This window comes from Pelodictyon phaeoclathratiforme BU-1 (assembly GCF_000020645.1).
Lineage (GTDB): Bacteria > Bacteroidota > Chlorobiia > Chlorobiales > Chlorobiaceae > Chlorobium > Chlorobium phaeoclathratiforme.
Genome location: NC_011060.1, coordinates 219,086 through 241,817 on the forward strand (window position 1 = coordinate 219,086; position 22,732 = coordinate 241,817).

The window sequence follows — 22,732 nt, forward strand, 5'->3', positions numbered from 1 at the left end:
GGTTAGTGCCAATAGAAAAGAAAAAAAGTTATCGTTTTATGATAAGCTTTATTTTATAAAGAAATAATTTATTTCGTTCTTTATTGCTTTTTTTTGTAAAAAGAGTTCATTGTGATATTGATGAATACAGGTGTATAGTACTACTGAAAAGAGTTCTTGCGGAATGAACTTTTTGTATTGTAGCATTGTTTGCTAAAGTGCGTTGCCTGTATTGAAGTATAAGGATTATAGTTTGTTGCAGTAAAAAGAAGTTTTATTATTTATCTGCGGCTAATTTTCTGCTCATTGCCGGGAATACATCAATCATATGTTTGCTAATCAATAACGCAAAAAGTGCTATCATTGAATAACAAGAAGAACGTAATCAAAGTCAGCAAAATAGTGACTGTTGTTTCCCTGTTACTCTTTTCGGTTATGCCCAGGGCATACGCAAGGGAGGAATTGGGGGTAGGTGTCACCTGTCTCTTCTCTGATGTTCCGGTGGATTTGTTTGCTGAAATAGCTCCTGTACTCGATGTAACACCCGATGTGCATCTCAATGTCAACGGCGCCATAGGAATTCATTACTATTTGCATTAATAAATACTATTTTATTGCTTTCTTGTGGCGCTTGTTCTTGATGCCGTATATTGTCGGAGCCATTCAGAAGCTCTTCCCGGAGAGTATGTTCAGTTGGTTGTACGTGATAATGGTCGAGGCATTGACAAGGAGACGATTAAGTCGATATTTGAGCCGTTTTTTACCACAAAGCCCATGACGGAGAGCAGCGGTTTTGGCCTTTCAACGGTCCACGGCATTGTCAGACAGAATAACGGTTTTATCGAGGTATTCAGTCGGGATGGGGAAGGAACGACATTTGAAATATATATACCGAGGTGTTGTGTTGAAGTTCACGGGAGTTCACCTGCAAAAGAGTCGTTCGAGGAGCTGGTTGATGGCGAAACCATTCTCTCGTCCTGATCTTGCCTGTGAAATTTGTGTGACGCTTGATAGTAAGGTGACAATTGTGAATATGTAAAGTGATGTTATGCGCTCTATTTGTTCGTGTTTTCGATGGTATACGCTCTTAAATTGATGAGGATCATGACGAAAGAACCCTCCGGCAACCTTAAGGCAAAAAAGCTTGATGGGGTCACCCTGAAGGCTGCAAATAATTGTTTTCCTATTGTTGGTATTGGTGCTTCAGCAGGAGGATTGGAGGCACTGGAGATTTTTCTGAAAAATGTTCCTTCCCGGTGCGGTATCGCCTTTGTGATTGTTCAGCATCTTGATCCTACTCACAAGGGGATTATGGTGGAGTTGCTGCAGCGGGTTACCGATATCCCGGTCGTTCAGGTGAGAGATCGCCTGAAAATTGAGCCAGACCATGTCTATGTTATTCCTCCAAACAAGGACATGTCGTTGCTGCACGGAGTATTGCATCTGCTTGCTCCGGTAGAGCCTCGAGGGCTTCGTTTGCCTATTGATTTCTTTTTTCGCTCACTTGCAGATGATTTGCAACAGCAGAGTATCGGTGTCATTCTCTCTGGAATGGGCTCCGATGGAAGCCATGGCTTGCGTGCTATAAAAGAGAATGGTGGAGGTGTTTTTGTGCAGGCACCCTCTTCGGCCAAGTTTGACGGAATGCCTCGAAGTGCCATTGAGGCTGGCAGGGTTGATGTTATTGCTCCCGTTGAGGAGCTTCCTGCTAAAATTATTACCTATCTGCGGCATTTTCCATTATTACCCTTACAACAGGATCCTCCGCTGGAAGAGAGAGCGTTAAGCGGTCTGGAAAAAGTGGTGATACTCTTGCGAACCCATACCGGGCAGGATTTTTCGCTCTATAAAAAAAGCACGATCTATCGCCGCATTGAGCGACGCATGGGTATTCACCAGATTGAAAAAATAGCTGACTATGTTCGCTTTTTGCAGGAAAACCCCCATGAGACTGATCTGCTTTTCAAAGAACTTCTGATAGGGGTAACCAGTTTTTTCCGCGATCCGGCAGTGTGGGAAATTTTGAAACTGAAGGCAATTCCAGCCCTGCTTGCTGCTCATCCGGCTGGTGGTGTTTTGCGGGCTTGGGTGGTAGGTTGTTCTTCTGGTGAGGAGGCCTATTCCCTTGCAATTATATTTAAGGAGGCTGTTGCATCGGTCAAACCTCTCGGGAATTTCAAATTGCAGATATTTGCAACTGACCTGGATAAAGATGCTATCGACAAAGCCCGTACAGGATGCTTTCCCTTGAACATTTCGGCAGAAGTCTCAACTGAAAGGCTGCAGCGTTTCTTTGAGCGCGACAATAATAGCTATAGAATATTGCGGGAGATCCGTGAAACGGTAGTGTTTGCGCCGCAGAATGTGATCATGGATCCCCCTTTTACCAAGCTCGATATTCTGGTTTGCCGAAACCTGCTGATCTATATGGAGCCGGAGCTGCAGAAAAAGCTTTTTCCACTTTTTCATTACACTCTTAATCCTGGAGGCATTCTTTTTCTGGGAAGTGCCGAGAGCCTTGGTTCATTTACCTCTCTTTTTAAACCGATTGATGGTAAAACACGGCTTTTCAGCAAGCTTCACCACGGAGTTCGTCCAGAGCCCCTTGCTTTGCCCTTTTCATTTGCGCACTCCTTGCCTGTGCCTCAGGACGTTGCGATTGATCAGCCAAAATCAAAATCCTCAGCCATCAACCTGCAGTCCATGACAGATCAGTTCCTCCTCGAACATTATACTCCTGCTGCCGTGTTGACCAATGACAAGGGGGATATCATTTATATCAGCGGCCATACAGGCAAGTATCTTGAACCGGCGGCAGGAAAAGCCAACTGGAATATTTTTGCGATGGCACGCGAAGGGCTTCGCTATGAACTGAATCTCATGTTCGGCAATGCACTTCGTCAACAAGGAGTGGCTACAAAAAGAGGACTGAGTGTCAGCTCGAACGGAGAAACACAGGCTGTCAATCTGACAATCCGGCTTTTGGAAAAGCCGGATGCTTTGCATGGTCTGGTTTTGATTGTGTTTTCCGATGTCGAAAGGGTTGTGGGAGGAACATTACGGGATCCGGCTCTCTCTGTTGACAGAGGTGGAGCCCGGCAGAAACTGCTCGAGCAGGAATTGAGTCAGGCACGAGATGAGATCCTCAGTATCCGTGAGGAGATGCAGACTTCACAGGAGGAGCTCAAATCAACCAATGAAGAGATGCAGTCGGCCAACGAAGAATTGCAGAGCACTAACGAGGAGCTGACCACATCGAAGGAAGAGATGCAGTCTATGAACGAGGAGCTGCAGACGGTTAATCACGAACTGCAATCAAAGGTGAGTGATTTATCGCAGGCCAACAATGATATGAAAAACCTGCTGAACAGTACTGATATTGCAACACTGTTTCTGGACGATGCACTCAACATTCGCCGTTTCACCACACGGACAGCGGCCATTATCAAACTGATTGCAAGTGACGTAGGACGCCCCATAACCGATATTGTGACGGAGTTGCATTATCCCGCATTAGCTGATGATGCACGAGAGGTTCTTCATACTCTTGTGTACAGTGAAAAACAGGTTTCAGCCAGTAATGGGCGTTGGTTCAGCGTGAAGATTATGCCATACCGAACACAAGAAAACCGCATTGTCGGTCTGGTGATCACCTTCAGTGATATCAGTGTAGCAAAAAAGCTCGAAGAGAGCCTGCGGGAGAGCGAAGAGCGTCTTCGGGCAGCAATTGAAAGTTCGGGTATTATCGTCGCTGCTGTTGACAAGGAGTTTCGTTATATCTGGTTCTATGATCCCCGCCATATGTTCCATGCATCAACTTCAATCGGAATGCGGGATGAGGAGCTTCCTGGGATGCAGAACGCCGCTGAACTGATGGAAATCAGGCAAAAAGTTATTGCAACAGGGGAGAGCGTGCACAGGGATTTGATGTTGAAGCAGGCCGACGGTTGCCGCAGTTTTTATACACTCATTGCAAGGCCTCTGAGAGATGCCGGAGGTAACGTGATCGGAGTGATTACAGTCGCCGCAGACAACACTGCCCGCAAAGAGGCTGAGGTGGCCCAGAAAGAGAGTGAAGATCGTTTTCGCCTTTTGTTTGACGCAATACCCGAGGGTGCTTTACTTCTTGATGCGAAGGGCAGAATTATTATGGTAAATCCAGAGGCAGAACGTATTTTGGGCTTCTCTCGTGAAGAGATGCAGGGGAAAACCTCTTCGGAGCTTCGCTGGAAAATCGTTCGGGAAGATGGTTCTGATTTTCCGTTCGAAGAGCATCCGGCCTTTGTCGCATTGCGTACCGCCCAGCCCGTCAGGGGAGTCATTATCGGTGTGTTTCAACCCGGACACAATCATTGCCGATGGATCCGCATCAATGCACAGCCATGGTTCCAGGCAGGAATGGAAGCACCTTTTCAGGTTTACATGACGTTTGTCGATATCAAATCTTTTCGGTCTTGTCCGGAAATTAAGCAGGAGGAAAACCCTTCATGACAAGGAAACGAGCACCGTTGGTGGATTTAAGCATATTGCGGCGGCAGGCTGAAGCGCAACTCATTGCAGGCCGGAAAAAACATCTTGATGTTACCGCTTCCCCTGATGAAATGCAGCGGATTATCCATGAACTGGCAGTATACCAGATAGAGCTTGAAATGCAGCAGGATGAACTGCTTCAGACGAGATTGGAGCTGGAGGAGAGCCTGGATTGTTACACCGAACTGTATGACTTTGCTCCGCTTGGCTATCTGACACTCGACCGGGAGGGAGTGATACGAAAGGTAAATCTGAGTGGTTCAAAGCTGATTGGCATTGATCGATCCCACCTGATTGGTGATCGTCTGGGAGGATTTATTCTGGCTGAAGATCTTCCGGGATATAATGCTATGCTGGAGCGGGTATTCAGCTCCCGTGACCATGCTTCCTGTGAAGTCATACTTCAGCGTGATGGAACCTCCTCTTCGTTTGATCCTTTCATATCTGGCACAACCGATGTTCTCCATAGCCGTACGGTTCGCATTGATGCTGTTGTCAGTAATGATGGCCAAGAGTGCCGTGCAGTCATTTCGGACATCAGTATGCAAAAGCAGGTTGAACGAGAGAATAAAGCGCTCATGGAGCGTTTGATTCAAGCCAGAAGGACAAAGTCAATTGATCAGCCCGGCGGCGAATCCACAGGCAACTTTAACCATCAGTTGCTTGACAAAGTCATTCATTCAAGGATACGGTTTGCAGCCCTTTCCTATTTGTATGTTGTTGAGCAGGCTTGCTTTGTGGAAATCAAGAAACAGGTCAGGACAACCGATGGTAATTTAAGCGTTCATATGCGGATGCTTGAGTTGGCGGAGTATATCAGTTGCGATAAGGACGTTCAGTCACGCAAGCCGCAAACCATCTACAGGATAACGCCAAAGGGTCACGACGCCTTTATGCAGTACAAGGAGTGTCTCATGGCGTTTCTTGGTACCTGATCTGGCTACGATTGGTTGCAGGTTTTGATTGATTCTGTAACCCGCACCAAATGAACTGCGTTTACCTCTTCGGCCTTCCATGCCACTCTGTTTCAGGCTCCAGCTCATTGGAGCCTTCTTCATAACCTCCATTTCCCTCTTTTGTTCCCCTGTACCTCATGGAGTGTCACGTTGCCTTGTGATGGTCGGGAAGCACAACTGCAGGACTGTTTTTGTGTTTTTATTTCTTTAAAAAATAAAGTTATTTTTCTTTTTATAGCTTTATTTGTTAAAGTTATTGTGTGTTGTCACTCCTTTTTTGTATAGTGATGAAGGAGAAGGATGTATAGGAGCAAACTTCTTCATTCTCATCCCGGGGGCTGTTTCTTCAACAGCCGTGCAGTAAAAAGTATTCAGTCAGTGCTTTTTCGTTTTCTGATTTACAAATCGTGATTTTACTTCATATGGTGGTGTTGTCTTTGTGCAATATTATCCGTTAAGAGTAGAATCGAATGCAATGTTTTTGCTATAACAATATTCTTTTTTTTAAAGAGATTTTTGTATCAAATACATATGTCCAGAGATAAGTTGATCAGGCAATCAGTATAATAATGATGATAAAAGAATGCCGAAATAATTAATGATGAATGAACTATTTGTTTGGTAGCTTTGTTTATTAAAGTTCAAGGAGTGAAGGTATGGTACGATGGTACTTTATTCCGAAAAAAGGTTTGTTAATTAAATGGAGAAACAAAATGCTCGAAACCATAGTCATTATTCTTGTTGTCCTCTGGCTGTTGGGTGTTGTCACCTCGTATACTATGGGAGGACTTATTCACGGCCTTTTGGTCCTCGCTATTGTGGTCATTCTCATTCGTGTCATTCAAGGTCGGCGCATTTAATGACCATGGGGCAGCTTCCGTTTTTTGCTGTGAGCGAAAAAGGGAGGAGAATGGTCGGGAAATTTATAAAACCGGAAAATCCGGACACCATGGTGAGAGTGATCTGCTCTTGAATATTTCAGCAGCAGAAGGGTGCTATCATTACTCTGAACAACATATAAACAGGAGAAAAACGATGAAAAAAACCATTTGGCTTGCTGCTGGCGTTGCAGGAATGCTTCTCGGTACTCCCGCTATTGAGGCTCGCGGGGCGGTGAACGTACAGATTCGTGCTTTGAACGATCACTCGTTTGTGATTGATTCCCGGCCAAGTTTTATCAATTTGCCGGAGCGGGGTTTTTCAGTAGCAGTCGGAACTCCTTATGATATAGTCTATTACGACCATCGCTACTACATAAACCAGAAGGGATCATGGTACCGTTCTTCCAGTTATCGTGGACCGTGGAAGGTTATTCGTGAGAAAAATCTTCCCGGAAAAATAAGAAGACATCGCCTTGAAGATATCAAGAGGTATCGGGATACCGAGTATAGCAAAATCAGTAACCGCAGAACTCTGGAGCAGCAGCGCAGTGACGAAAACAATCGCAGAGTCCTGGAGCAGCAGCGCAGTGATGAAAACAATCGCAGAGTCCTGGAGCAGCAGCGCAGTGATGAAAACAATCGCAGAGTCCTGGAGCAGCAGCGCAGTGACGAAAACAATCGTAGAGTTCTGGAGCAGCAGCGCCATGATGAAAACCGCAGATGAGAGCTCTTGCAGGCAAGATTGACGGATACTTTTTGAATCTAAAATAATACAGGAGAGTCGCTATGAATTTGAAGGAAGCTTATAAAAAGAAAGCTGCTGCCGAGCTGGAACTGGCACAGGCACGATTGGTTGAGTTCAGGGCAAAAGCAAAAAATTTTAATGCCGAAGCTCATCTCAACTATGCCAAACAGCTTGATGAGTTTGAGCATGGGATCGAAACCGCAAAAGGCAAGCTGAAGGAGCTGGGTGAGGCGGGAGAAGAGGCTTGGGAGAAGCTCAAGGATGGTGTGGAGAGTGCCTTACGCTCATCAAGTAATGCTCTCAAAGACATTGCTGACAAGTTTAAGGATTGATGCAGTAAACCGTTTACACAGATGGAGCCGCAGCATCGAATTGCTGCGACTTTATTTGCTTTTTTGAAAAATTGCAGTAAAAATTGGTTATATCAATCTTATACCTGATATGAGGAGTTCCCATGATCAAGGAAAAAAGAACGCCGATGGATTTGATGGATGATATTTACAGCCTTGCGTATTGGATGACCGGCTCTGAGAACGCTGCTGTTGAGCTTGTCAACAGAACCTATTTACATGTTGACAGGAATACTCCTGAAAAAGAGATGTTTTCAATATTCAGAGGGTGTTATTTTGATAGTTTTGGTCGTGATGGGTTGCATCCTGTATCGAAGTCACTGCGAAAGCCTATGAATCGCCTGGTGGCGTCATTAAGCCGACGGGATGCAGATATCAAGCTCTCGGTATTGTTTTCAGAGATCTCCGGACTGAAACATCGGACGATATCAACAATAATCGGCAAGCCCCTTGATACCATAAGAGTATGGTTGTCTGCAGGACGCAAATCGCTTGCAACGGGAATGCTCTCTCTTGATGCTCCTCTGTTGCCAGGTGTTTCTTTAACGCGGGAGAGTGTGCTATGAAAAAACTTCGAATTGCGCAGATAGCTCCCTTGGTGGAGCGTGTTCCTCCGAAGAAATATGGTGGAACCGAAAGAGTTGTTTACCATTTGACGGAAGGATTGGTAGAGAGAGGTCATGACGTCACCCTGTTTGCCTCGGGAGACTCCATAACCAGTGCCAGGCTTGTTGCTCCCATAAAAGAAGCACTTCGACTTGGAGGAGAGGAGCATACGCCCATGATCGTCTCAATGATGATGTTAAGCCGGGTTTATGAGAAAATGCTTCATGAATTTGATATCATTCACTCCCATCTTGAATACCTGACACTTCCGTATGCTCATAAAACGCTGGTGCCAACTGTTCTGACGATGCATGGCAGACTTGATCTCGGAGATAGTTCAGCAATGCTGAGAACCTACCGTGATATGGCTTATGTCTCGATCAGTGATTCCCAGCGCCGTCCTGTCGAAGATATCAACTGGGCAAAAACCATCTATCATGGTTACCCAGCCTCCTGTTTTGAATTCAATGCGACACCAGGAGACTATTTTCTCTATCTCGGTCGTTTTTCTGAAGAAAAAAAACCTGACCAGGCAATCATGCTCGCTCGTGAGTGCAATATACCGCTGAAAATTGCAGCCAAAATTGATCCGACAGACCAGGAATATTTTGAGAAAAAAATCAGGCCACTGCTTGATCATCCACTTATTGAGTATGTCGGTGAGGTTGGTGATCAGCAGAAAGTCGAGCTGTTGAAAAATGCCAAGGCTCTTCTCAATACCATAGATTGGCCTGAGCCGTTTGGTCTGGTCATGATTGAGGCACTTGCCTGTGGCACTCCGGTTATCGTCAGGGGATGTGGATCTGCTCCGGAAGTGATCACGCATGGTAAAACAGGCTTTATTTGTGAAAGCAAGCTCGACTTTATCGAAGCTATTCATAAGGTTGATTCCCTGTCGAGGTACGTTTGCCGCGAGGAGTTTGAACGGCGTTTTTCCCTTGATACGATGGTTGATAATTATGAAGAACTCTACTATAGCTTGCACCAGAACAGGATGACGAATCATGCTCTGTCAGTTCCATTGCACCAGAATGGAGCAAACGTGTTTGGTTGATGCGAGGAATGCTGTTTTCCGCTGATCCGGAGGGAGCTGTTGAATGATGCCGACTTGATGACTTTATGTGTAGAGATGACCGGAATCAGCGGGTTAATTTGATGTATCAAACAAGGACAGACAACGCAAAACAATATTTTTTCTGTGGGTGTACTATGAAACAACTGTTCAGTTGGCGAATATTTACAAGTTTCGGGCTTTTTCTCTCTTTTTTTATGATCCTGATTTCGGGTGTGATACTCTATATCGGCCCATCGGGCAGAGGGCCTGGCGCGATGGGTTGGAGTATGATTGGTTTGACAAAACCAGAATGGCAAAACCAGCATATTATTTTTGGATTTGCCTTTTCCCTTATCTCCCTGTTTCATCTTTTTGCCATTAATTGGAAAGTGTTCTTTTCTTACCTGAAAACAAAAAGCACTGACGGAACCAGACGTTCAGTTGAGCTTCTTGCCATCATTGCTCTCTCTCTTCTTTTTGGTATTGGTACCTACAACAAAGTTCAGCCGTTTTCGGGCATACTTGATTTTGGCAGAAGCATTTCAAAATCATGGGAAGGTCCAAAAATGCAATCTCCAGAAAGGCAGCAGAGGTCAGGTACTATCATCAATTCACGCGGTAATCATGAGTCTGAATAACTTTTCAGGCTGCTGCCGGTGAGGTCGCTTCAATATTCCCTGCCATGTGGTTTGTGAAATGGACGTTGAAGCTACCCAGCGCGATTTTTCGGAGATGAAGGGGGAAATTTTCTGCCGACAGGCTTTAGGTTGTAGTGTCTGTCTGTTCAAATATGAGCGCTCGGTAGTGTAAACAAGCGGAACTCTTGCGGTAGAAGGTCGTTGAAAACAGATGGTTCTCCTTTGGAAAATACGCTGATATGATGTACCATCCAGTAATGATTTATAACGCATAACGTGCTTGGCGAGCAACCAGAACCCGTTCGTACAATTGGGGTTCCTGCAACGGAATATTATGACTGGTTATTTGCAGTATTGGCGGGGAGGAAAGTCCTGGCGCTCTGGGCGCTTTGCTGCTGCTTCGGCGGGGTTGATTTTTTTTATCATCATCGCCCTTACAGGCACGATTGGTGCCACTCTTTCCCTTGCAGCTCTCAAGAGTGATGCCAGTATGCGCACCCTTGTTGAGGCCAGGAAAGCTTTGGAACAGGCGGAAAAGAGTGCCGATCCTGATCAGATTGAGGTTGCTTTGAGTCTGAACAATCTTGCTGGTCAGTGCTTCTTTCTGAATCAATATGCAACAGCCGACACCCTTTTCAGGCGGGCACTGGCAATCCGGGAGAAATCCCTTGGTTCTGCTCACCTCGATGTGGCAACGAGTTTGAACAACCTGGCGGAGTTATATAAAATTCAGGCCCGATACGCAGAGGCAGAGCCTCTCTGCATTCGTGCACTTGCTATCCGTGAGGGCTCTTTTGGGCCGGATCATCCCTCTATTGCAATGAGTCTGAATGCTCTTGCAGGACTTTATTTTATTCAGGGACGGTATCTGGAATCCGAGCTACTCTTCAAGCGTGCATTAGCAATGCATGACAGGCTTCTTGGTCCAGACCATCCTGATCATCCCGAGGTTGTCATGGGCTTGAACAACCTTGCAACTCTTTGTCAGTTTCAGGGCAGATATACTGAAGCCGAGCCATACTATCGACGTGCACTGGCAATCAGTGAAAAGCTTGCTCGGCATGATCAACCGGAAGTTGCGACCTCTTTGAACAACTTTGCAGAGTTCTGTAAGATTCTTGGCCGTTATGCAGAAGCTGAGCCTCTTTTGACCCGTGCGCTCTCAATTCGGGAGAAAATATTTGGTACTGCGCATCCCGATGTTGCGACGAGTCTTAACAATCTTGCCGGCCTTTACTTTGCACAAGGCCGGTTTAGAGAGGCAGCTCCATTATACAAGCGATCACTGGCAATTCGGGAGAAAATTTTTGGTTCCGCTCACCCTGATGTGGCAATAAGCCTGAATAATCTTGCTGAGCTCTACAAAACGCAGGGCAAATATGCTGAAGCGGCTCCACTCTTTCTGCAAGCCCTTGCAATAAAGGAAAAGTTTTTTTGTTCCGCTCACATCCAGACAGTAGTGGGTCTGAATGCTCTTGCCGGTTTTTACTCGTTTCAGGGCCGGTATGCAGATGCTGAAGCGCTTATGAAGAGGGCGCTTGCCATCCGCGATAAGATTGTCGGTTCGGTTCAACCCGACAGAGCAACCTGCATGAATAACCTTGCCGGACTCTATTCCGCACAAGGCCGATACAGAGCTGCTGAGCTGCTGTACAGTCGTTCGTTTGCATTGCGGGTGGAGTCTGTCGGGCCTGAGCATGTCATGGTTGCCGAAAGTCTGAATAACCAGGCTGAACTCTGTCGCTCGTTAGGCCAGTATGCAGATGCTGCTCCACTCTATAATCGTGCACTTGCCATTCAGGAGAAGGTTTTTGGTTTAGATCACCCCTGTGTTGCAAGAACTCTGAACAACATAGGGAAGCTCTATTCAATACAAAATAAATATGCAGATGCTGAGCAACTCTACCGACGTGCACTTGTCATCCGGGAAAAGTTTTTTGGCCCTGATCACCCCTATGTCGCAAGAAGTCTGAATAATCTCGCATCTCTTTATTCTGCTGATGGTCGGTATGCTGAAGCGCATCGCCTTTACGTCCGTGCGCTTGCTATTCGTGAAGAGGCGCTTGGTTTTGATCATCCGGATGTTGCCTTGAGTCTGAATAATCTTGCCGCTCTTTATCAGGCTCAAGGCCGTTGTGCATTGGCCGAGCCACTCTACACTCGTGCACTCGATATTCAGGAGAAGGCTTTCGGGGTCGAGCACCCGGATGTTGCTACAACACTGAACAATCTTGGGAGGCTCTATTATGCCGGTAACCGCAATGTCGAGTCAGAAGCGTTGTACCGGCGAGCACTTGCCATTCAGGAAAAAGTCTTCGGGGCATGGCACCCTGATGTGGCCACCACCCTGAATAATCTTGCATTACTGTACAAATTTGAGGGTAGATACGCTGATGCCAAGCCACTCTTTACCCGCTCCATTGCGATTCGCGAAAAGTGTTTCGGTCAGGATAACCAAAATGTAGCTGTGAGTTTACAGAACCTTGCCGAACTTTATACTGCTGAAGGTCGCTATGCTGAGGCTGAGCCATTTACCAGACGTTCATTGGCAATTGTAGAGAAGAGTCTTGGTCCTGTTGATGCCAATGTTGCTACGCTCCTTGAACATTTGGCGATCATCTGCCGGAAAACCGGGCAGGGAGTTGTTGCTGATGAGGCGCAAAAGCGTGCAGCAGTGATAAGGAGTCTGCATCACTGATATCAGGAGTGGTCATTGTGTGAAATGTCTTATATTGTCGAACAGGCATTAATGATAAACACTCAATTCGTATCAAGGTTGTATCAAGCGAAGAGAAAAAAATGATGAAATGTTTCGTAAAAAGAACTGTTCTCCGGCTCATGAAGTCTTTATTGCTCTCTTTTTTTGTTCTGTTGGGCGTTTCGCCATTATCTCAGGCACGTACATTGAAAGTTGGCGATGAATATGCTGGCGGTATAGTCATTTACCTCTTCCAGCCAGGTGAGGAGGGTTTTAAGGAAAGGGCAGAAGAGGTCATGATTGTCGGTGAGACTACGCTGTCGGAGCATCTCTACTGGTCGGATGCCAAAGCGGCATCCGATAAATTTGATTCACCCTCTTATGGTGACTGGGGTGAATCTGGTGCTTTGTTGCCCGAACGTGTTACTGCCAATGAAGTTATCAAAAGCGATGTTCAACAGATATATCGGTAACGATGGAAGTTCATGTTCTCCAGTGAGAGCGTCCTCTTTTTAATGGATTATTTTTGCATGATGGAAGCACATAAAAGGAAATGCCTCTCCCTGTTGACAGTCATGATGATTTACTCGACCTCCCCTTTTTTGTTGGCAGCTCCCTCTAACGGGGAGACAGAGGTGACGCGAGGCAAGGTTGCTCTTCTTGAAAAGCAGAGTAAGTCAGCATATACCGCGTCGGTGCAACATGGTCTTATTGCGGCGAAAGAGAATCTCTCGGGAAACTTCAATTGGAGCGATGCTTTTGGAGCGTGTGAGCGGATGGAGGAAAATGGTTATAACGACTGGCACTTGCCGAACAAGGATGAGCTGAACAAGCTCTATCTCGCAAGAACACTCATTGGTGGTTTTTCAGACGACAGATACTGGAGCTCGACGGAGTATGATCAACAATCTGCATTAAGTCAGCAATTCCTTGATGGCTCTCAAAAGTTGATTCCCAAGGTAGAGAGTTTGTCCGTCCGGCCAGTTCGCACCTTTTAACTGATCTCTTGTTTATGATAACGGGAAGAAAGTGAGCTATTACTGGATAAAAAAAATCATGTTTTTTGCGCTGCTGCTTTTCCTTTTCGCCGTGTCGGGCACTGCTGCAACGACACCCGGAGAAAGCTGTTCGCTGCTGAATGTCTCTTATGATACTTCGCGGGAGCTTTACAAAACCGAAAATGCGGCGTTTGTACAATACTGGAAAAAGAAAACCGGCCAGACGGTGATCATTAACCAGTCACATGGTGCTACAGGAAAGCAGTCCCGTGCTGTTATTAACGGACTTGAAGAGGCTGATGTGGTGACGCTGGCACTTGCCAGTGATATTGATGCCATTGCCGAGTGTAAACTTCTCGCATGTAACTGGCAGAAAAGGTTTCCGTTCAAAAGCACTCCATACTCATCGACCATTCTCTTTGTGGTTCGGAAGGGAAACCCGAAACAGATCAGAAACTGGGATGATCTGGTGAAACCTGGCGTATCGGTCATTACTTCAAACCCGAAAACATCAGGCGCTGCACGGTGGAACTACCTGGCGGCATGGGGCTACAAGCAAAAACAGACGGGATCAAAAGAGGAGGCACAAGACTTTGTAAAGGCATTATACCGTAATGTTCAGGTGCTTGATACCGGAGCCCGTGGCTCAACCATAACTTTTGCGCAGCGCGGCTTTGGTGATGTGCTTCTGACCTGGGAGTATGAAGCTCATCATATTCTTGAAGAGTACGGTGCAGACAACTTTGAAATCGTCGCTCCATCAATCAGCATTCTTGCAGAGCCACCAGTGGCCATTGTGGATAAAAACGTTATGAAACATGGTTCCCGCAAGTTGGCGGAAGCTTATCTGCATTTTCTCTACACTTCCAGGGCCCAGGAAATTATTGCACAACACTTCTATCGTCCGTGCATTCCTGCTGCACGGAAAAAATATGCGGCAAATTTTTCGCCCGTCAAGCTCTTTACCCTTCAAGAGGTGTTTGGAAGTTGGCGCATTGCCCAGAAAACCCATTTTGGCGATGGAGGAGTTTTTGATCAGATCTACGTACCCTGAAACATTTTTTTCGCTGAAAAGAGCTCACAGTGTTCAGGATATCCAAAGACAGATTTCTGTGAATGGAGCTAAACGGATAATGCTGTTTTATGCTGGATTGGTTTGCCCGTATACCGCGTATTGAGTTGGCAGAGCCCTCGTGGCTGTTGCTTTTGCCGTTGTTTGCTCTGGCTGCCTGGTTCAGGGCTTGGCGGGAGCATCTTGGCAAAACTCCTGCCATTCTCTTTCCGGGAGTTGAAAGGCTGAAAGATTCGGGATTTGATGCCCATTTGTGGTTGCGTGAAATGCCGCATTGGCTGCGTTGGAGTGCTTTTGTTCTCTGTGTACTTGCGCTTACAGGGCCTCATCTTTTATTTCGTCAGAGTGAAGCTGAATCGCGGGGTATTGATGTGATACTGGCCCTTGATATTTCGGAATCGATGCTTCAGAAAGATGTTGGTGGAACAAGCCGTCTTGATGCTGCGCGGGAGGTTTCGCGCAATTTTGTATTGCGTCGTTCGAATGACCGGATTGGGCTTGTGGTGTTTCGTGGAAAGGGGTATACACAGTGTCCGTTGACCCTCGATCATGAGGTGCTTGCCATGCTGCTTGACCGTCTTTCTCCTGGGGTGATACAGGATGATGGTACGGCGATTGGTACGGCGATTCTTATTGCTGTCAATCGTCTCAAAGCGTCGGAGTCGTTGCACAAGGTACTTATTCTTGTTACGGATGGTGAAAATAATGCTGGAGAGGTTGGGCCAGGAACGGCAGCCAGCATAGCAGCTCGGAGCGGGGTCAGAATTTATGTTATAAACGCCGGTTTTAAAGTTGTTGAAGATCGCATTGATCCGCCAGAGGAGAGTGGCCGTTACATACAGAAGGATGAAGAGTCGCTGCAGGGGATTGCCCGAACGACTGGTGGAGGGTATTTCAGAGTCGAGGATCCAGCAGCATTTGATCAAACAATCAGATCTATCGATCGGCTTGAAAAAAAACGGTTTACCGGGCCGGTTATGGAGCATCGTTCAGGGTTGTTTTTGCCGCTCTTGACGATGGCGATTCTGCTGCTGTTGCTGGAGGTTGTTTTGTCGAATACCCGACTGCTCAGGATACCGTAGCGTATTGATATTGAAATAGTTGCCGTACAGGAGTGATCTCATGTGTTTTGCCTGGCCAGATAATATTGGATATTTACTTTTTTTGATGCCCCTTGCCGTGATTTTGGGGTATGGAGTCGTAAGGCAGCTTCATGCACGCGAAGCCGTTTTTGGCCCTGCGCTGATTGATGCTATGATGGGACGCCTGTCTTTGAGAGTTCTGGTTGTAAAAAAACTGTTGATTTTTTGTGGTATCGCGTTGCTGCTCTTTGCGTTGGCGGGTCCCCGGTTTTGCAGTGGAGGCCGACCGGTGTTGCGCAAAGGTGCCGATATCGTTTTTATGCTTGATGTTTCCCGGAGTATGAGGGCAAGAGATGTGCTTCCTGACCGTCTCGGGCAGGCGAAGCAGGAGATAACAAGTATCAGTCGTGCTGTCACTGGCGGACGGATGTCTATTCTTCTTTTTGCTGCCAGTCCACTGGTTCAGTGCCCCCTTACGACGGATCGGGATGCTTTCGATGCTCTGCTTGGCATGGCTTCACCCGATCTGATCGAAGAGCAGGGTACCTCTTTCCGTGCGGCGTTTGAGCTTGCCGGACGACTTCTTGAACCGACATTGGAGGATCGAATGGCATCAGGGGTAAAAGGAGAGAAGATTGTGGTGCTGCTGAGTGATGGGGAGGATCATACCGGTGAGGTTCGGAGTGCAGTCCAGCAGTTGAAAAAAGCGAATGTTCATTTGTTTGTGATAGGAGTTGGTATGCGTCAGCCTGTTGTGATTCCGTTGGATGATGCCGGGGAAGGAGTCAAACGGGATGAGCATGACAGGGTGATCATGAGCAGTTTCAGACCTGAATTCTTACAGATGCTGGCCCGTGAAGCTGCCGGGTTTTATTTTCGAAGCAGTGCCGAACATGCCGTTTATAAGGAGGTTTCTGAAAGCATTAACCGTATTGCCTCCGCTTCCCGATGGGTGATGGAGCCTGGTGAGCGTGAACCGCTTTATCGTTATTTTGTTGCGGCAGGACTTTTTTTACTGCTCACTGAAACTATGGTTGGAAGAGCTGCAGGAAAGAGGCGGAGCTGTTCCTGAGAACTCTTCCGAGAGAGCGTTACCCCTTTCTTGTTGAAAAAAAATGTTACATTATTCCGTATAATCAAGTGGGGTTGGTTCATTTTCAGACGAAAAACAGAGACGTTATGGAGCAGCAGAACAGTGGTAAGAAAGTTCTTGACTCAATTGAAAGGGCAAGGCTGGGGTTGAGGGTATTCAGCTTGCCTTTCGCTGAAGCTGAAGAGGTGATTGATGCCTATGTGAGTGGAGGAGATTATGATCCGGCGTGTGTAGAACTCTTCAAGGATCAGCTTGATACCCAGCGACATATCCAGGAGAAAAGTGTGGAGCTGTTATCTACAGGTGCCCAGATTTTGCGGCTTGTGGTTGGCGCCCTTATAAAAAACATTCCGCAGCCACCTACTGAAGAGAGTTCCTCTTCCTGAACATGAACGTCTCGCAAAACAGCTAAAACCATGCAGTTCGATCCAAACAAGTTTACCCTGAAAGCCCAGGAGGCATTGCAGGCGGCTTCGACGCTTGCTGCCAGCCGTCAGCATCAACAGATAGAGCCGGAACATCTTCTCTATGCCATGTTCGACGATAAAAGCAGTATTGCCGTACAGATAGCACAGAAGCTGGAGGCGTCGGCAGAAACGCTGCAATTGGCGCTTGATCGCGAAATCGAAAGAATTCCGAGGGTTACGGGAGCTTCTGCTACAGGGCAGTATATCTCCCAGAATCTCGGCAAGGTCTTTGATGTAGCTCTTAAAGAGGCCGAAAGCCTGAAGGATGAGTACATCAGCTCCGAGCATCTTTTGATTGCCATGGGTGAGGCTGGCATACCGGTTTCACGGATGTTGCGGGATGCAGGATTCAACAGGGACTCCATTCTCAAAGTCCTTGCCACAGTCAGGGGCTCCCAGCGGGTCACCAGTCAGAGCGCTGAAGAGAGCTATAATTCACTGAAAAAATATTCGCGGAACCTCAATGATCAGGCCCGAAAGGGGAAACTCGATCCCGTTATCGGTCGTGACGAGGAGATTCGCAGAGTGCTGCAGATTCTCAGTCGCCGTACCAAGAACAATCCGGTACTGATCGGTGAACCGGGGGTTGGCAAGACTGCAATTGTCGAAGGAATCGCTCAACGCATTGTGGCTGGTGATGTACCTGAAAACCTCAAGAGTAAAGAGATTGCCGCGCTTGATATTGCCCAGCTTGTGGCTGGAGCCAAATTTCGCGGAGAGTTCGAGGAGCGCCTGAAAGCGGTTGTCCGTGAGGTTCAGTCTGCCGAAGGGGAGGTCATTCTTTTTATTGATGAACTTCACCTGCTTGTTGGTGCCGGGTCAGCGGAGGGGTCAATGGATGCGGCCAATATTTTGAAACCGGCTCTTGCTCGCGGCGAACTGCGTTGTATAGGCGCCACCACCCTTGATGAGTATCGCAAGCATATTGAAAAGGATGCTGCTTTGGAACGTCGTTTCCAGACCGTGGTGGTCGATCAGCCGAGTGTTGAGGACACGGTATCTATTTTGCGCGGACTCAAGGAGAAATACGAGATCCATCATGGCGTACGTATCAAGGATGCGGCTATCGTTGCCGCTGCCGAGCTTTCCAACCGCTATATTGCAGACCGTTTTTTGCCCGATAAGGCTATTGATCTGATTGACGAGGCTTCATCGCGTCTCCGCCTTGAAATCGACAGCAGTCCTGAAGAGCTTGATCGGATAAACCGTGAGATCCGTCGTCTTGAAATTGAACGAGAAGCCTTGAGGCGCGAAATTGAAGCTGGAGGGCAATAACCTGCTTTTTCGGGCTTTGAATTTATTGCGTTTTTAAAACGTTGTAACCTCTTTACAACCGTCAGGAAGAAGTTCTCTTTGGGGGCTTCGTTCTGTTAATTTATTTTTGTTATGAGGTTATCGCGTAAAAGGGTCGCATCGCTGCTTGTTCTTTCACTTTTTTCGCAGGAAAGTCCGATTACAGCAAGTGCCGCAATATCAAGAATCCCTGTTGAACAGCTTGATGGGAAACAGCGGGTGAGCGTTGTGCCCTGTGCTGATTATGAGGCAGGGGCGCTGCATACCCTGATGTTTGGTGCACACTGGCGATCACTCTGGACAACCCCTGTCGAGATGCCAGTTCTTGATCTGGGCTCTTTTGCTGGTGGATTGGTGCCGTTTGAGAAAGGGGGCGGTTTTCAGACGATGACGTTGAGTTTCAGGGGAGCAAATGGAAGGGAATATCGTTTTCGTTCTCTCGATAAAGACCCTTCACGCGGCATGCCCTCCAAGCTGAAGAATACCGTTATTTCTGCAGTTTTACAGGATCAGGTTACCACTTCAAATCCTGTGTCGGGCGTTATTGTTTCCCCGTTGCTTGATGCTGCTTCTATTTATAATGTTGCTCCGGAATTGACGGTTTTACCTTACGATAAAGATCGTCTTGGTGAATATTATGATGAATTTTCCGGTCTTGCGGGGACAATAGAGGAACGTCCGAATGAAAGTGAAGGTGCAGGTACAGGTTTCAAAGGATCGGATAAAATATCTGGTACGTATACCGTTTTTAACAGCCTTGAAAAAGATAACGACAACCAGGTTGATAGCGCATCCTATTTAAGGGCAAGATTGCTTGATCTCTTTATCGGTGACTGGGATCGTCACTCCGATCAGTGGAAATGGGCCGGTTATAAAAAAGAGGGCAATACCAGATGGTATCCTATTCCCCGAGACAGGGATCATGCCTTCTCCCGTCAGGACGGAGTATTTTCATGGATTATTACCAGGGTTGTTCCCCGGATGACGAATTTTGGGGAAAATTATCCGAGTATCAAAAATTTAAGCTTCTCCGGTCGTCCTCTTGACCGGCGTCTCTTGTCCGGGATTGACAGGACAGAGTGGGATTCGGTTACCATCGAAGTCAAGCAGAAACTGACTGACCAGCTTATCCATGATGCCGTCATGAAGATGCCGCCTGCAATGTACGACAAGGAGGGTGCTCGTCTTGAACGTGAGCTTCGATCAAGAAGAGACCTACTTGACAAAGCATCTGCAGAACTCTATCTGCTTTATGCTGGAGATGTGGATGTCTATACAAGCAATAAATCTGAGTATGCAAAGGTACATCGTACGGCGGATGGCAGTATAGAGGTTGCAGTTTCCAAAAGAGATGGCAATACCGGAGCCGCAAAGGGAGTGCCTTTCTATTCACGCATCTTCCATCCTGTCGAAACAAATGAGGTCAGACTCTATCTTCAGGGAGGCGATGACCGGGTTATTGTTGATGGGCCGGTCTGCAAAGGTGGAGTGAAAGTAAGGGTTATTGGCGGTGAGGGGCAGGATATCTTTGAAGATTATTCCATAAGAGCTCTCTCTGGTGACCCCGATACCTCCGCGATGATGACCTTTTTCTATGATGATGGTGAGAAATCGGAATTTGTCACCGGGAACCATACCGTGGTTGACCGTCATACGGTTTCTGTTCCGGTTGATGATCAGGAGAAATATGATCTGATGGCGCGTGATGAAGGTCGAGAGATTGGTTTTCGTCCAAGCGTTGATTATTCCTCGGATACCGGAGTATTTCTTGGGATGGGAGCCACTCTTGTAGATTACAGCTTCAGAGCGACCCCTTATCGTTACAGAATGCAACTGAACGGAGGTTTTTCTACCGGAGAGGATATTCGTTATAAACTGAAGTACACAGGCGATTTCCGGTCGCTTTTCAGGAATACATCACTTTTTGTAGAAGCGGGTACGACGGGTATTGATATCATTAACTTCTACGGGCTTGGAAACGAAAAATACTATAATGGCACAGGCCTCACGGAAGATGATTTTGAAATTCTCAACCAGGTTACCTCTTTAAGTGCCTCATTGCGTTATCCGATGGATAGGAATTATAACTGGAGCGCAGGAGTCGGTGCAAAATGGATAGACCTTGCTCTTACCCCAGGTTCATTCAATGACCTGAACAGAGCCCAGGTTCCCGGTATCAATCATGATTTTGCTGGCAGTTTCAGGGTTGGATTTCATTATGATTCACGCGATAGCGGAGATGACATTGCACTTTCACCAAGAAAGCAGGCAAGTTCTCTTGCAGTCGCAGGTCAGGCGGGCAATACAACGGCTCTCAGCGGAATCATGGTGGATGTCAGTGGGAGCTATTATCCCGAGTTTTTTGGAAATGAACAGGCATATGGAAAACTCAGTGGTGAATTCCGTACCTATATCCCGCTGGTTTCATCCCGTTATTCACGGCTGGCCCTTCGTTTTGGCGGAGAGAAGTTATGGGGTGAATATCCCTTTTATGAAGCGGCTTTTCTTGGTGGTTCCACCTCATTGAGGGGTTATGACCGGCAGCGTTTTGCCGGAGATGCTTCACTCTATGCCGGTTCGGAACTTCGTCTCTACCTGGGTACCTTCAAGTTTCTTGTTCCGATTATGTATGGCCCCCTGGCTTTTGCTGAAACCGGCAGGGTTTTTCTTGACGGAGAGGATTCCAGCGCATGGCATTCCAGTGCTGGCGGAGGGTTGTGGTTTGGCGGTATTGAGTCGCGCTATTCCGCAAGCATCGTTTTTGCACAGGGATTTGATGATGGCCGACTGATGGAGGATTACGGAATCTATCTCAGGACGGGTTTCAGTTTTTAGTCCTATATTTGTGCCCATTTATTGCTTGACCAGGCTTCAGACAAAAAATTAAATTACACACCATCTTTACTCTGTCCTGCCCAACACTTTTGTTGCCAACAAAAGTGTTGGGCAGGATTTGCTTTTGTTGTTTTGTTTTTTTAATATTCCAACAAAACTGTTGGTAAGTGAGGATATTGAAAATCTTGAGGGGAGGATGGTATGGAAAGGACGTTGCGGCAGGCACAGGGAAACTGGGTTGATGGTGATCGGTTTTGGGGAAGAGCGGATGATATCAGGATTCTGACTCGCAAGATTGATGAAGGGGCGCATATCTCCCTTGTTGCTCAGCGGCGCATGGGGAAAACCAGTCTCATGAAGGAGTTGCAGCGGAGGCTTTCTGATCGCTATATCTGCCTGTTCATTGATCTTCAGAAAGATTCTGAACCTGCTGATGCAGTTGTTCAACTCAGTCTTTCGATAAAGCCATATGAGCCTCTCTGGAAGAGGGTAAAAAGTTTGTTTGCCAATGTGTGGGGTGTGGTATCAGGAGGAATTGAAGAAGTCAGTTATGGCGATATCGCTCTTAAATTGAGGGCGGGACTGAACTCGGGAAACTGGATGGAGAAGGGTGATGCACTTTTTTCGATTCTTGCAAAATCTGATCGTCCGGTTCTGCTGATGATCGACGAGGTGCCTCTGATGGTGAACCGAATGCTGAAGGGGGACGATTTCGTCATCACCAAAGAGAGAATAGCAGAAGTCGACAGGTTCATGTCGTGGCTCAGGAAAAACAGTATCGAACATCAGGGAAAGATCAGGATAATGCTTTCGGGTAGTATCGGTTTCGAGCCGGTACTGAGGCAGGCAAGGCTGAGTTCGACGATCAATAATTATCAACCCTACGATCTCAGTCCATGGGATGCTGAAACGGCTACAGGATGTTTACGTGCTCTCGCTCAGCAGTATGGTATAGAATTCCTCAATCAGGCAGAAGAGGCAATGGTCAGAAAGCTCGGTTACTGTATTCCCCACCATGTCCAGTTGTTTTTTGCGCACGTTCTTGATCGTTGTGACAGGCAAAATGAGATGCAGTTTTCTGCTGATGAGGTTGACGATCTTTACGAACATGAGATGCTTGGCATCCGCGGACATGCTGAGCTTACGCATTACCAGGAACGGTTGGAACTTTTTTTCAGTAAGGATAGACTACCTCTCGTGCTGGCCATTTTAACAGAAACAGCAATTGCCGGTCAGTTGACCATCCCTGTAATTCGGGAGCTTCAGCGTGAGTATGCAAGAAAAGAGCCTGGTTCCGATGAAGAGATAAAGGAAATTCTTCGAGTACTTGAGCACGACGGTTATCTCAGGAAGATTGGGGAGGGCTATCGTTACGAATCAAATCTTTTGAAAGACTGGTGGAAAAAGGCGCATGCGGAGTTTTATGTTCCGGTGAACAAGAGGGAGAAATAAGAG

General features: G+C 46.9%; 20 protein-coding genes. All 20 read left to right on the forward strand.

Features of this window, described 5'->3' with window-relative positions:
* Nucleotides 1-381: 381 nt before the first annotated feature.
* The 20 genes from PPHA_RS01160 (at nt 382) to PPHA_RS01250 (ending at nt 22,729) form a co-directional block, all read left to right on the forward strand.
* Entirely contained in the window at nt 382-579 is a 198-nt protein-coding gene (locus PPHA_RS01160) for a hypothetical protein (RefSeq protein ID WP_150085539.1), read from the forward strand.
* Between the two features lie 24 nt (nt 580-603).
* Complete coding sequence (locus PPHA_RS01165) at nt 604-960, forward strand: sensor histidine kinase (RefSeq protein ID WP_012507061.1); 357 nt, start codon at nt 604-606, stop codon at nt 958-960.
* A 123-nt stretch (nt 961-1,083) separates the two neighbouring features.
* Nucleotides 1,084-4,470 carry a chemotaxis protein CheB gene (locus tag PPHA_RS01170; protein WP_150085541.1) on the forward strand — a complete coding sequence of 1,129 codons (3,387 nt, stop codon included), beginning with the start codon at nt 1,084-1,086 and terminating at the stop codon, nt 4,468-4,470.
* Nucleotides 4,467-5,444, forward strand: a complete 978-nt coding sequence (locus tag PPHA_RS01175) for a winged helix-turn-helix domain-containing protein (protein ID WP_012507063.1) — start codon at nt 4,467-4,469, stop codon at nt 5,442-5,444. Before PPHA_RS01170 ends, PPHA_RS01175 begins: the two co-directional genes overlap by 4 nt.
* Before the next feature lie 734 nt (nt 5,445-6,178).
* Nucleotides 6,179-6,325, forward strand: coding sequence for a lmo0937 family membrane protein (locus PPHA_RS15360; RefSeq protein ID WP_012507064.1), 147 nt, complete (start codon nt 6,179-6,181; stop codon nt 6,323-6,325).
* Nucleotides 6,326-6,500: 175 nt separating this feature from the next.
* The gene (locus PPHA_RS01180; RefSeq protein WP_012507065.1) at nt 6,501-7,070 is read left to right on the forward strand and encodes a YXWGXW repeat-containing protein; all 570 of its coding nucleotides are present in this window, start codon (nt 6,501-6,503) and stop codon (nt 7,068-7,070) included.
* A 62-nt stretch (nt 7,071-7,132) separates the two neighbouring features.
* The gene (locus PPHA_RS01185) at nt 7,133-7,423 is read left to right on the forward strand and encodes a sll1863 family stress response protein (protein ID WP_012507066.1); all 291 of its coding nucleotides are present in this window, start codon (nt 7,133-7,135) and stop codon (nt 7,421-7,423) included.
* A gap of 122 nt (nt 7,424-7,545) precedes the next feature.
* Complete coding sequence (locus PPHA_RS01190; protein WP_012507067.1) at nt 7,546-8,007, forward strand: RNA polymerase sigma24 factor; 462 nt, start codon at nt 7,546-7,548, stop codon at nt 8,005-8,007.
* Nucleotides 8,004-9,101 carry a glycosyltransferase family 4 protein gene (locus PPHA_RS01195; RefSeq protein ID WP_012507068.1) on the forward strand — a complete coding sequence of 366 codons (1,098 nt, stop codon included), beginning with the start codon at nt 8,004-8,006 and terminating at the stop codon, nt 9,099-9,101. Before PPHA_RS01190 ends, PPHA_RS01195 begins: the two co-directional genes overlap by 4 nt.
* Before the next feature lie 155 nt (nt 9,102-9,256).
* Complete coding sequence (locus PPHA_RS01200; RefSeq protein WP_012507069.1) at nt 9,257-9,739, forward strand: DUF4405 domain-containing protein; 483 nt, start codon at nt 9,257-9,259, stop codon at nt 9,737-9,739.
* A gap of 334 nt (nt 9,740-10,073) precedes the next feature.
* Nucleotides 10,074-12,437, forward strand: coding sequence for a tetratricopeptide repeat protein (locus PPHA_RS01205; RefSeq protein WP_012507070.1), 2,364 nt, complete (start codon nt 10,074-10,076; stop codon nt 12,435-12,437).
* 140 nt (nt 12,438-12,577) lie between these two features.
* A complete protein-coding gene (locus PPHA_RS01210) occupies nt 12,578-12,910 on the forward strand; it encodes a hypothetical protein (protein WP_150085543.1) in 333 nt (110 codons plus the stop codon).
* A gap of 57 nt (nt 12,911-12,967) precedes the next feature.
* Nucleotides 12,968-13,435 (forward strand): Lcl C-terminal domain-containing protein, encoded by a 468-nt coding sequence (locus PPHA_RS14420; RefSeq protein ID WP_190274010.1) that lies wholly within the window; start codon nt 12,968-12,970, stop codon nt 13,433-13,435.
* A gap of 58 nt (nt 13,436-13,493) precedes the next feature.
* Complete coding sequence (locus tag PPHA_RS01220) at nt 13,494-14,489, forward strand: sulfate ABC transporter substrate-binding protein (RefSeq protein WP_012507073.1); 996 nt, start codon at nt 13,494-13,496, stop codon at nt 14,487-14,489.
* A gap of 89 nt (nt 14,490-14,578) precedes the next feature.
* Nucleotides 14,579-15,589: a vWA domain-containing protein gene (locus PPHA_RS01225; protein ID WP_012507074.1), complete on the forward strand. Its 1,011-nt coding sequence runs from the start codon at nt 14,579-14,581 to the stop codon at nt 15,587-15,589.
* Between the two features lie 85 nt (nt 15,590-15,674).
* Nucleotides 15,675-16,661 carry a vWA domain-containing protein gene (locus PPHA_RS01230; RefSeq protein WP_223293948.1) on the forward strand — a complete coding sequence of 329 codons (987 nt, stop codon included), beginning with the start codon at nt 15,675-15,677 and terminating at the stop codon, nt 16,659-16,661.
* A 107-nt stretch (nt 16,662-16,768) separates the two neighbouring features.
* Nucleotides 16,769-17,068: a hypothetical protein gene (locus tag PPHA_RS01235; RefSeq protein ID WP_012507076.1), complete on the forward strand. Its 300-nt coding sequence runs from the start codon at nt 16,769-16,771 to the stop codon at nt 17,066-17,068.
* Nucleotides 17,069-17,098: 30 nt separating this feature from the next.
* Nucleotides 17,099-18,424 (forward strand): Clp protease N-terminal domain-containing protein, encoded by a 1,326-nt coding sequence (locus tag PPHA_RS01240; protein WP_012507077.1) that lies wholly within the window; start codon nt 17,099-17,101, stop codon nt 18,422-18,424.
* Nucleotides 18,425-18,535: 111 nt separating this feature from the next.
* Nucleotides 18,536-21,277, forward strand: a complete 2,742-nt coding sequence (locus PPHA_RS01245) for a BamA/TamA family outer membrane protein (RefSeq protein ID WP_012507078.1) — start codon at nt 18,536-18,538, stop codon at nt 21,275-21,277.
* Nucleotides 21,278-21,478: 201 nt separating this feature from the next.
* A complete protein-coding gene (locus PPHA_RS01250) occupies nt 21,479-22,729 on the forward strand; it encodes an ATP-binding protein (RefSeq protein ID WP_012507079.1) in 1,251 nt (416 codons plus the stop codon).
* Nucleotides 22,730-22,732: the final 3 nt, after the last annotated feature.

Coding starts and splice junctions, on each gene's coding strand:
- PPHA_RS01210 (WP_150085543.1), top strand. CDS start 12,578: ATGAAGTCTTTATTGCTCTCTTTTTTTGTTCTGTTGGGCGTTTCGCCA.
- PPHA_RS01170 (WP_150085541.1), top strand. CDS start 1,084: ATGACGAAAGAACCCTCCGGCAACCTTAAGGCAAAAAAGCTTGATGGG.
- PPHA_RS01180 (WP_012507065.1), top strand. CDS start 6,501: ATGAAAAAAACCATTTGGCTTGCTGCTGGCGTTGCAGGAATGCTTCTC.
- PPHA_RS01185 (WP_012507066.1), top strand. CDS start 7,133: ATGAATTTGAAGGAAGCTTATAAAAAGAAAGCTGCTGCCGAGCTGGAA.
- PPHA_RS01250 (WP_012507079.1), top strand. CDS start 21,479: ATGGAAAGGACGTTGCGGCAGGCACAGGGAAACTGGGTTGATGGTGAT.
- PPHA_RS01190 (WP_012507067.1), top strand. CDS start 7,546: ATGATCAAGGAAAAAAGAACGCCGATGGATTTGATGGATGATATTTAC.
- PPHA_RS14420 (WP_190274010.1), top strand. CDS start 12,968: ATGATGGAAGCACATAAAAGGAAATGCCTCTCCCTGTTGACAGTCATG.
- PPHA_RS01205 (WP_012507070.1), top strand. CDS start 10,074: ATGACTGGTTATTTGCAGTATTGGCGGGGAGGAAAGTCCTGGCGCTCT.
- PPHA_RS01200 (WP_012507069.1), top strand. CDS start 9,257: ATGAAACAACTGTTCAGTTGGCGAATATTTACAAGTTTCGGGCTTTTT.
- PPHA_RS01240 (WP_012507077.1), top strand. CDS start 17,099: ATGCAGTTCGATCCAAACAAGTTTACCCTGAAAGCCCAGGAGGCATTG.
- PPHA_RS01225 (WP_012507074.1), top strand. CDS start 14,579: ATGCTGGATTGGTTTGCCCGTATACCGCGTATTGAGTTGGCAGAGCCC.
- PPHA_RS01195 (WP_012507068.1), top strand. CDS start 8,004: ATGAAAAAACTTCGAATTGCGCAGATAGCTCCCTTGGTGGAGCGTGTT.
- PPHA_RS15360 (WP_012507064.1), top strand. CDS start 6,179: ATGCTCGAAACCATAGTCATTATTCTTGTTGTCCTCTGGCTGTTGGGT.
- PPHA_RS01230 (WP_223293948.1), top strand. CDS start 15,675: ATGCCCCTTGCCGTGATTTTGGGGTATGGAGTCGTAAGGCAGCTTCAT.
- PPHA_RS01220 (WP_012507073.1), top strand. CDS start 13,494: ATGTTTTTTGCGCTGCTGCTTTTCCTTTTCGCCGTGTCGGGCACTGCT.
- PPHA_RS01235 (WP_012507076.1), top strand. CDS start 16,769: ATGGAGCAGCAGAACAGTGGTAAGAAAGTTCTTGACTCAATTGAAAGG.
- PPHA_RS01245 (WP_012507078.1), top strand. CDS start 18,536: ATGAGGTTATCGCGTAAAAGGGTCGCATCGCTGCTTGTTCTTTCACTT.
- PPHA_RS01175 (WP_012507063.1), top strand. CDS start 4,467: ATGACAAGGAAACGAGCACCGTTGGTGGATTTAAGCATATTGCGGCGG.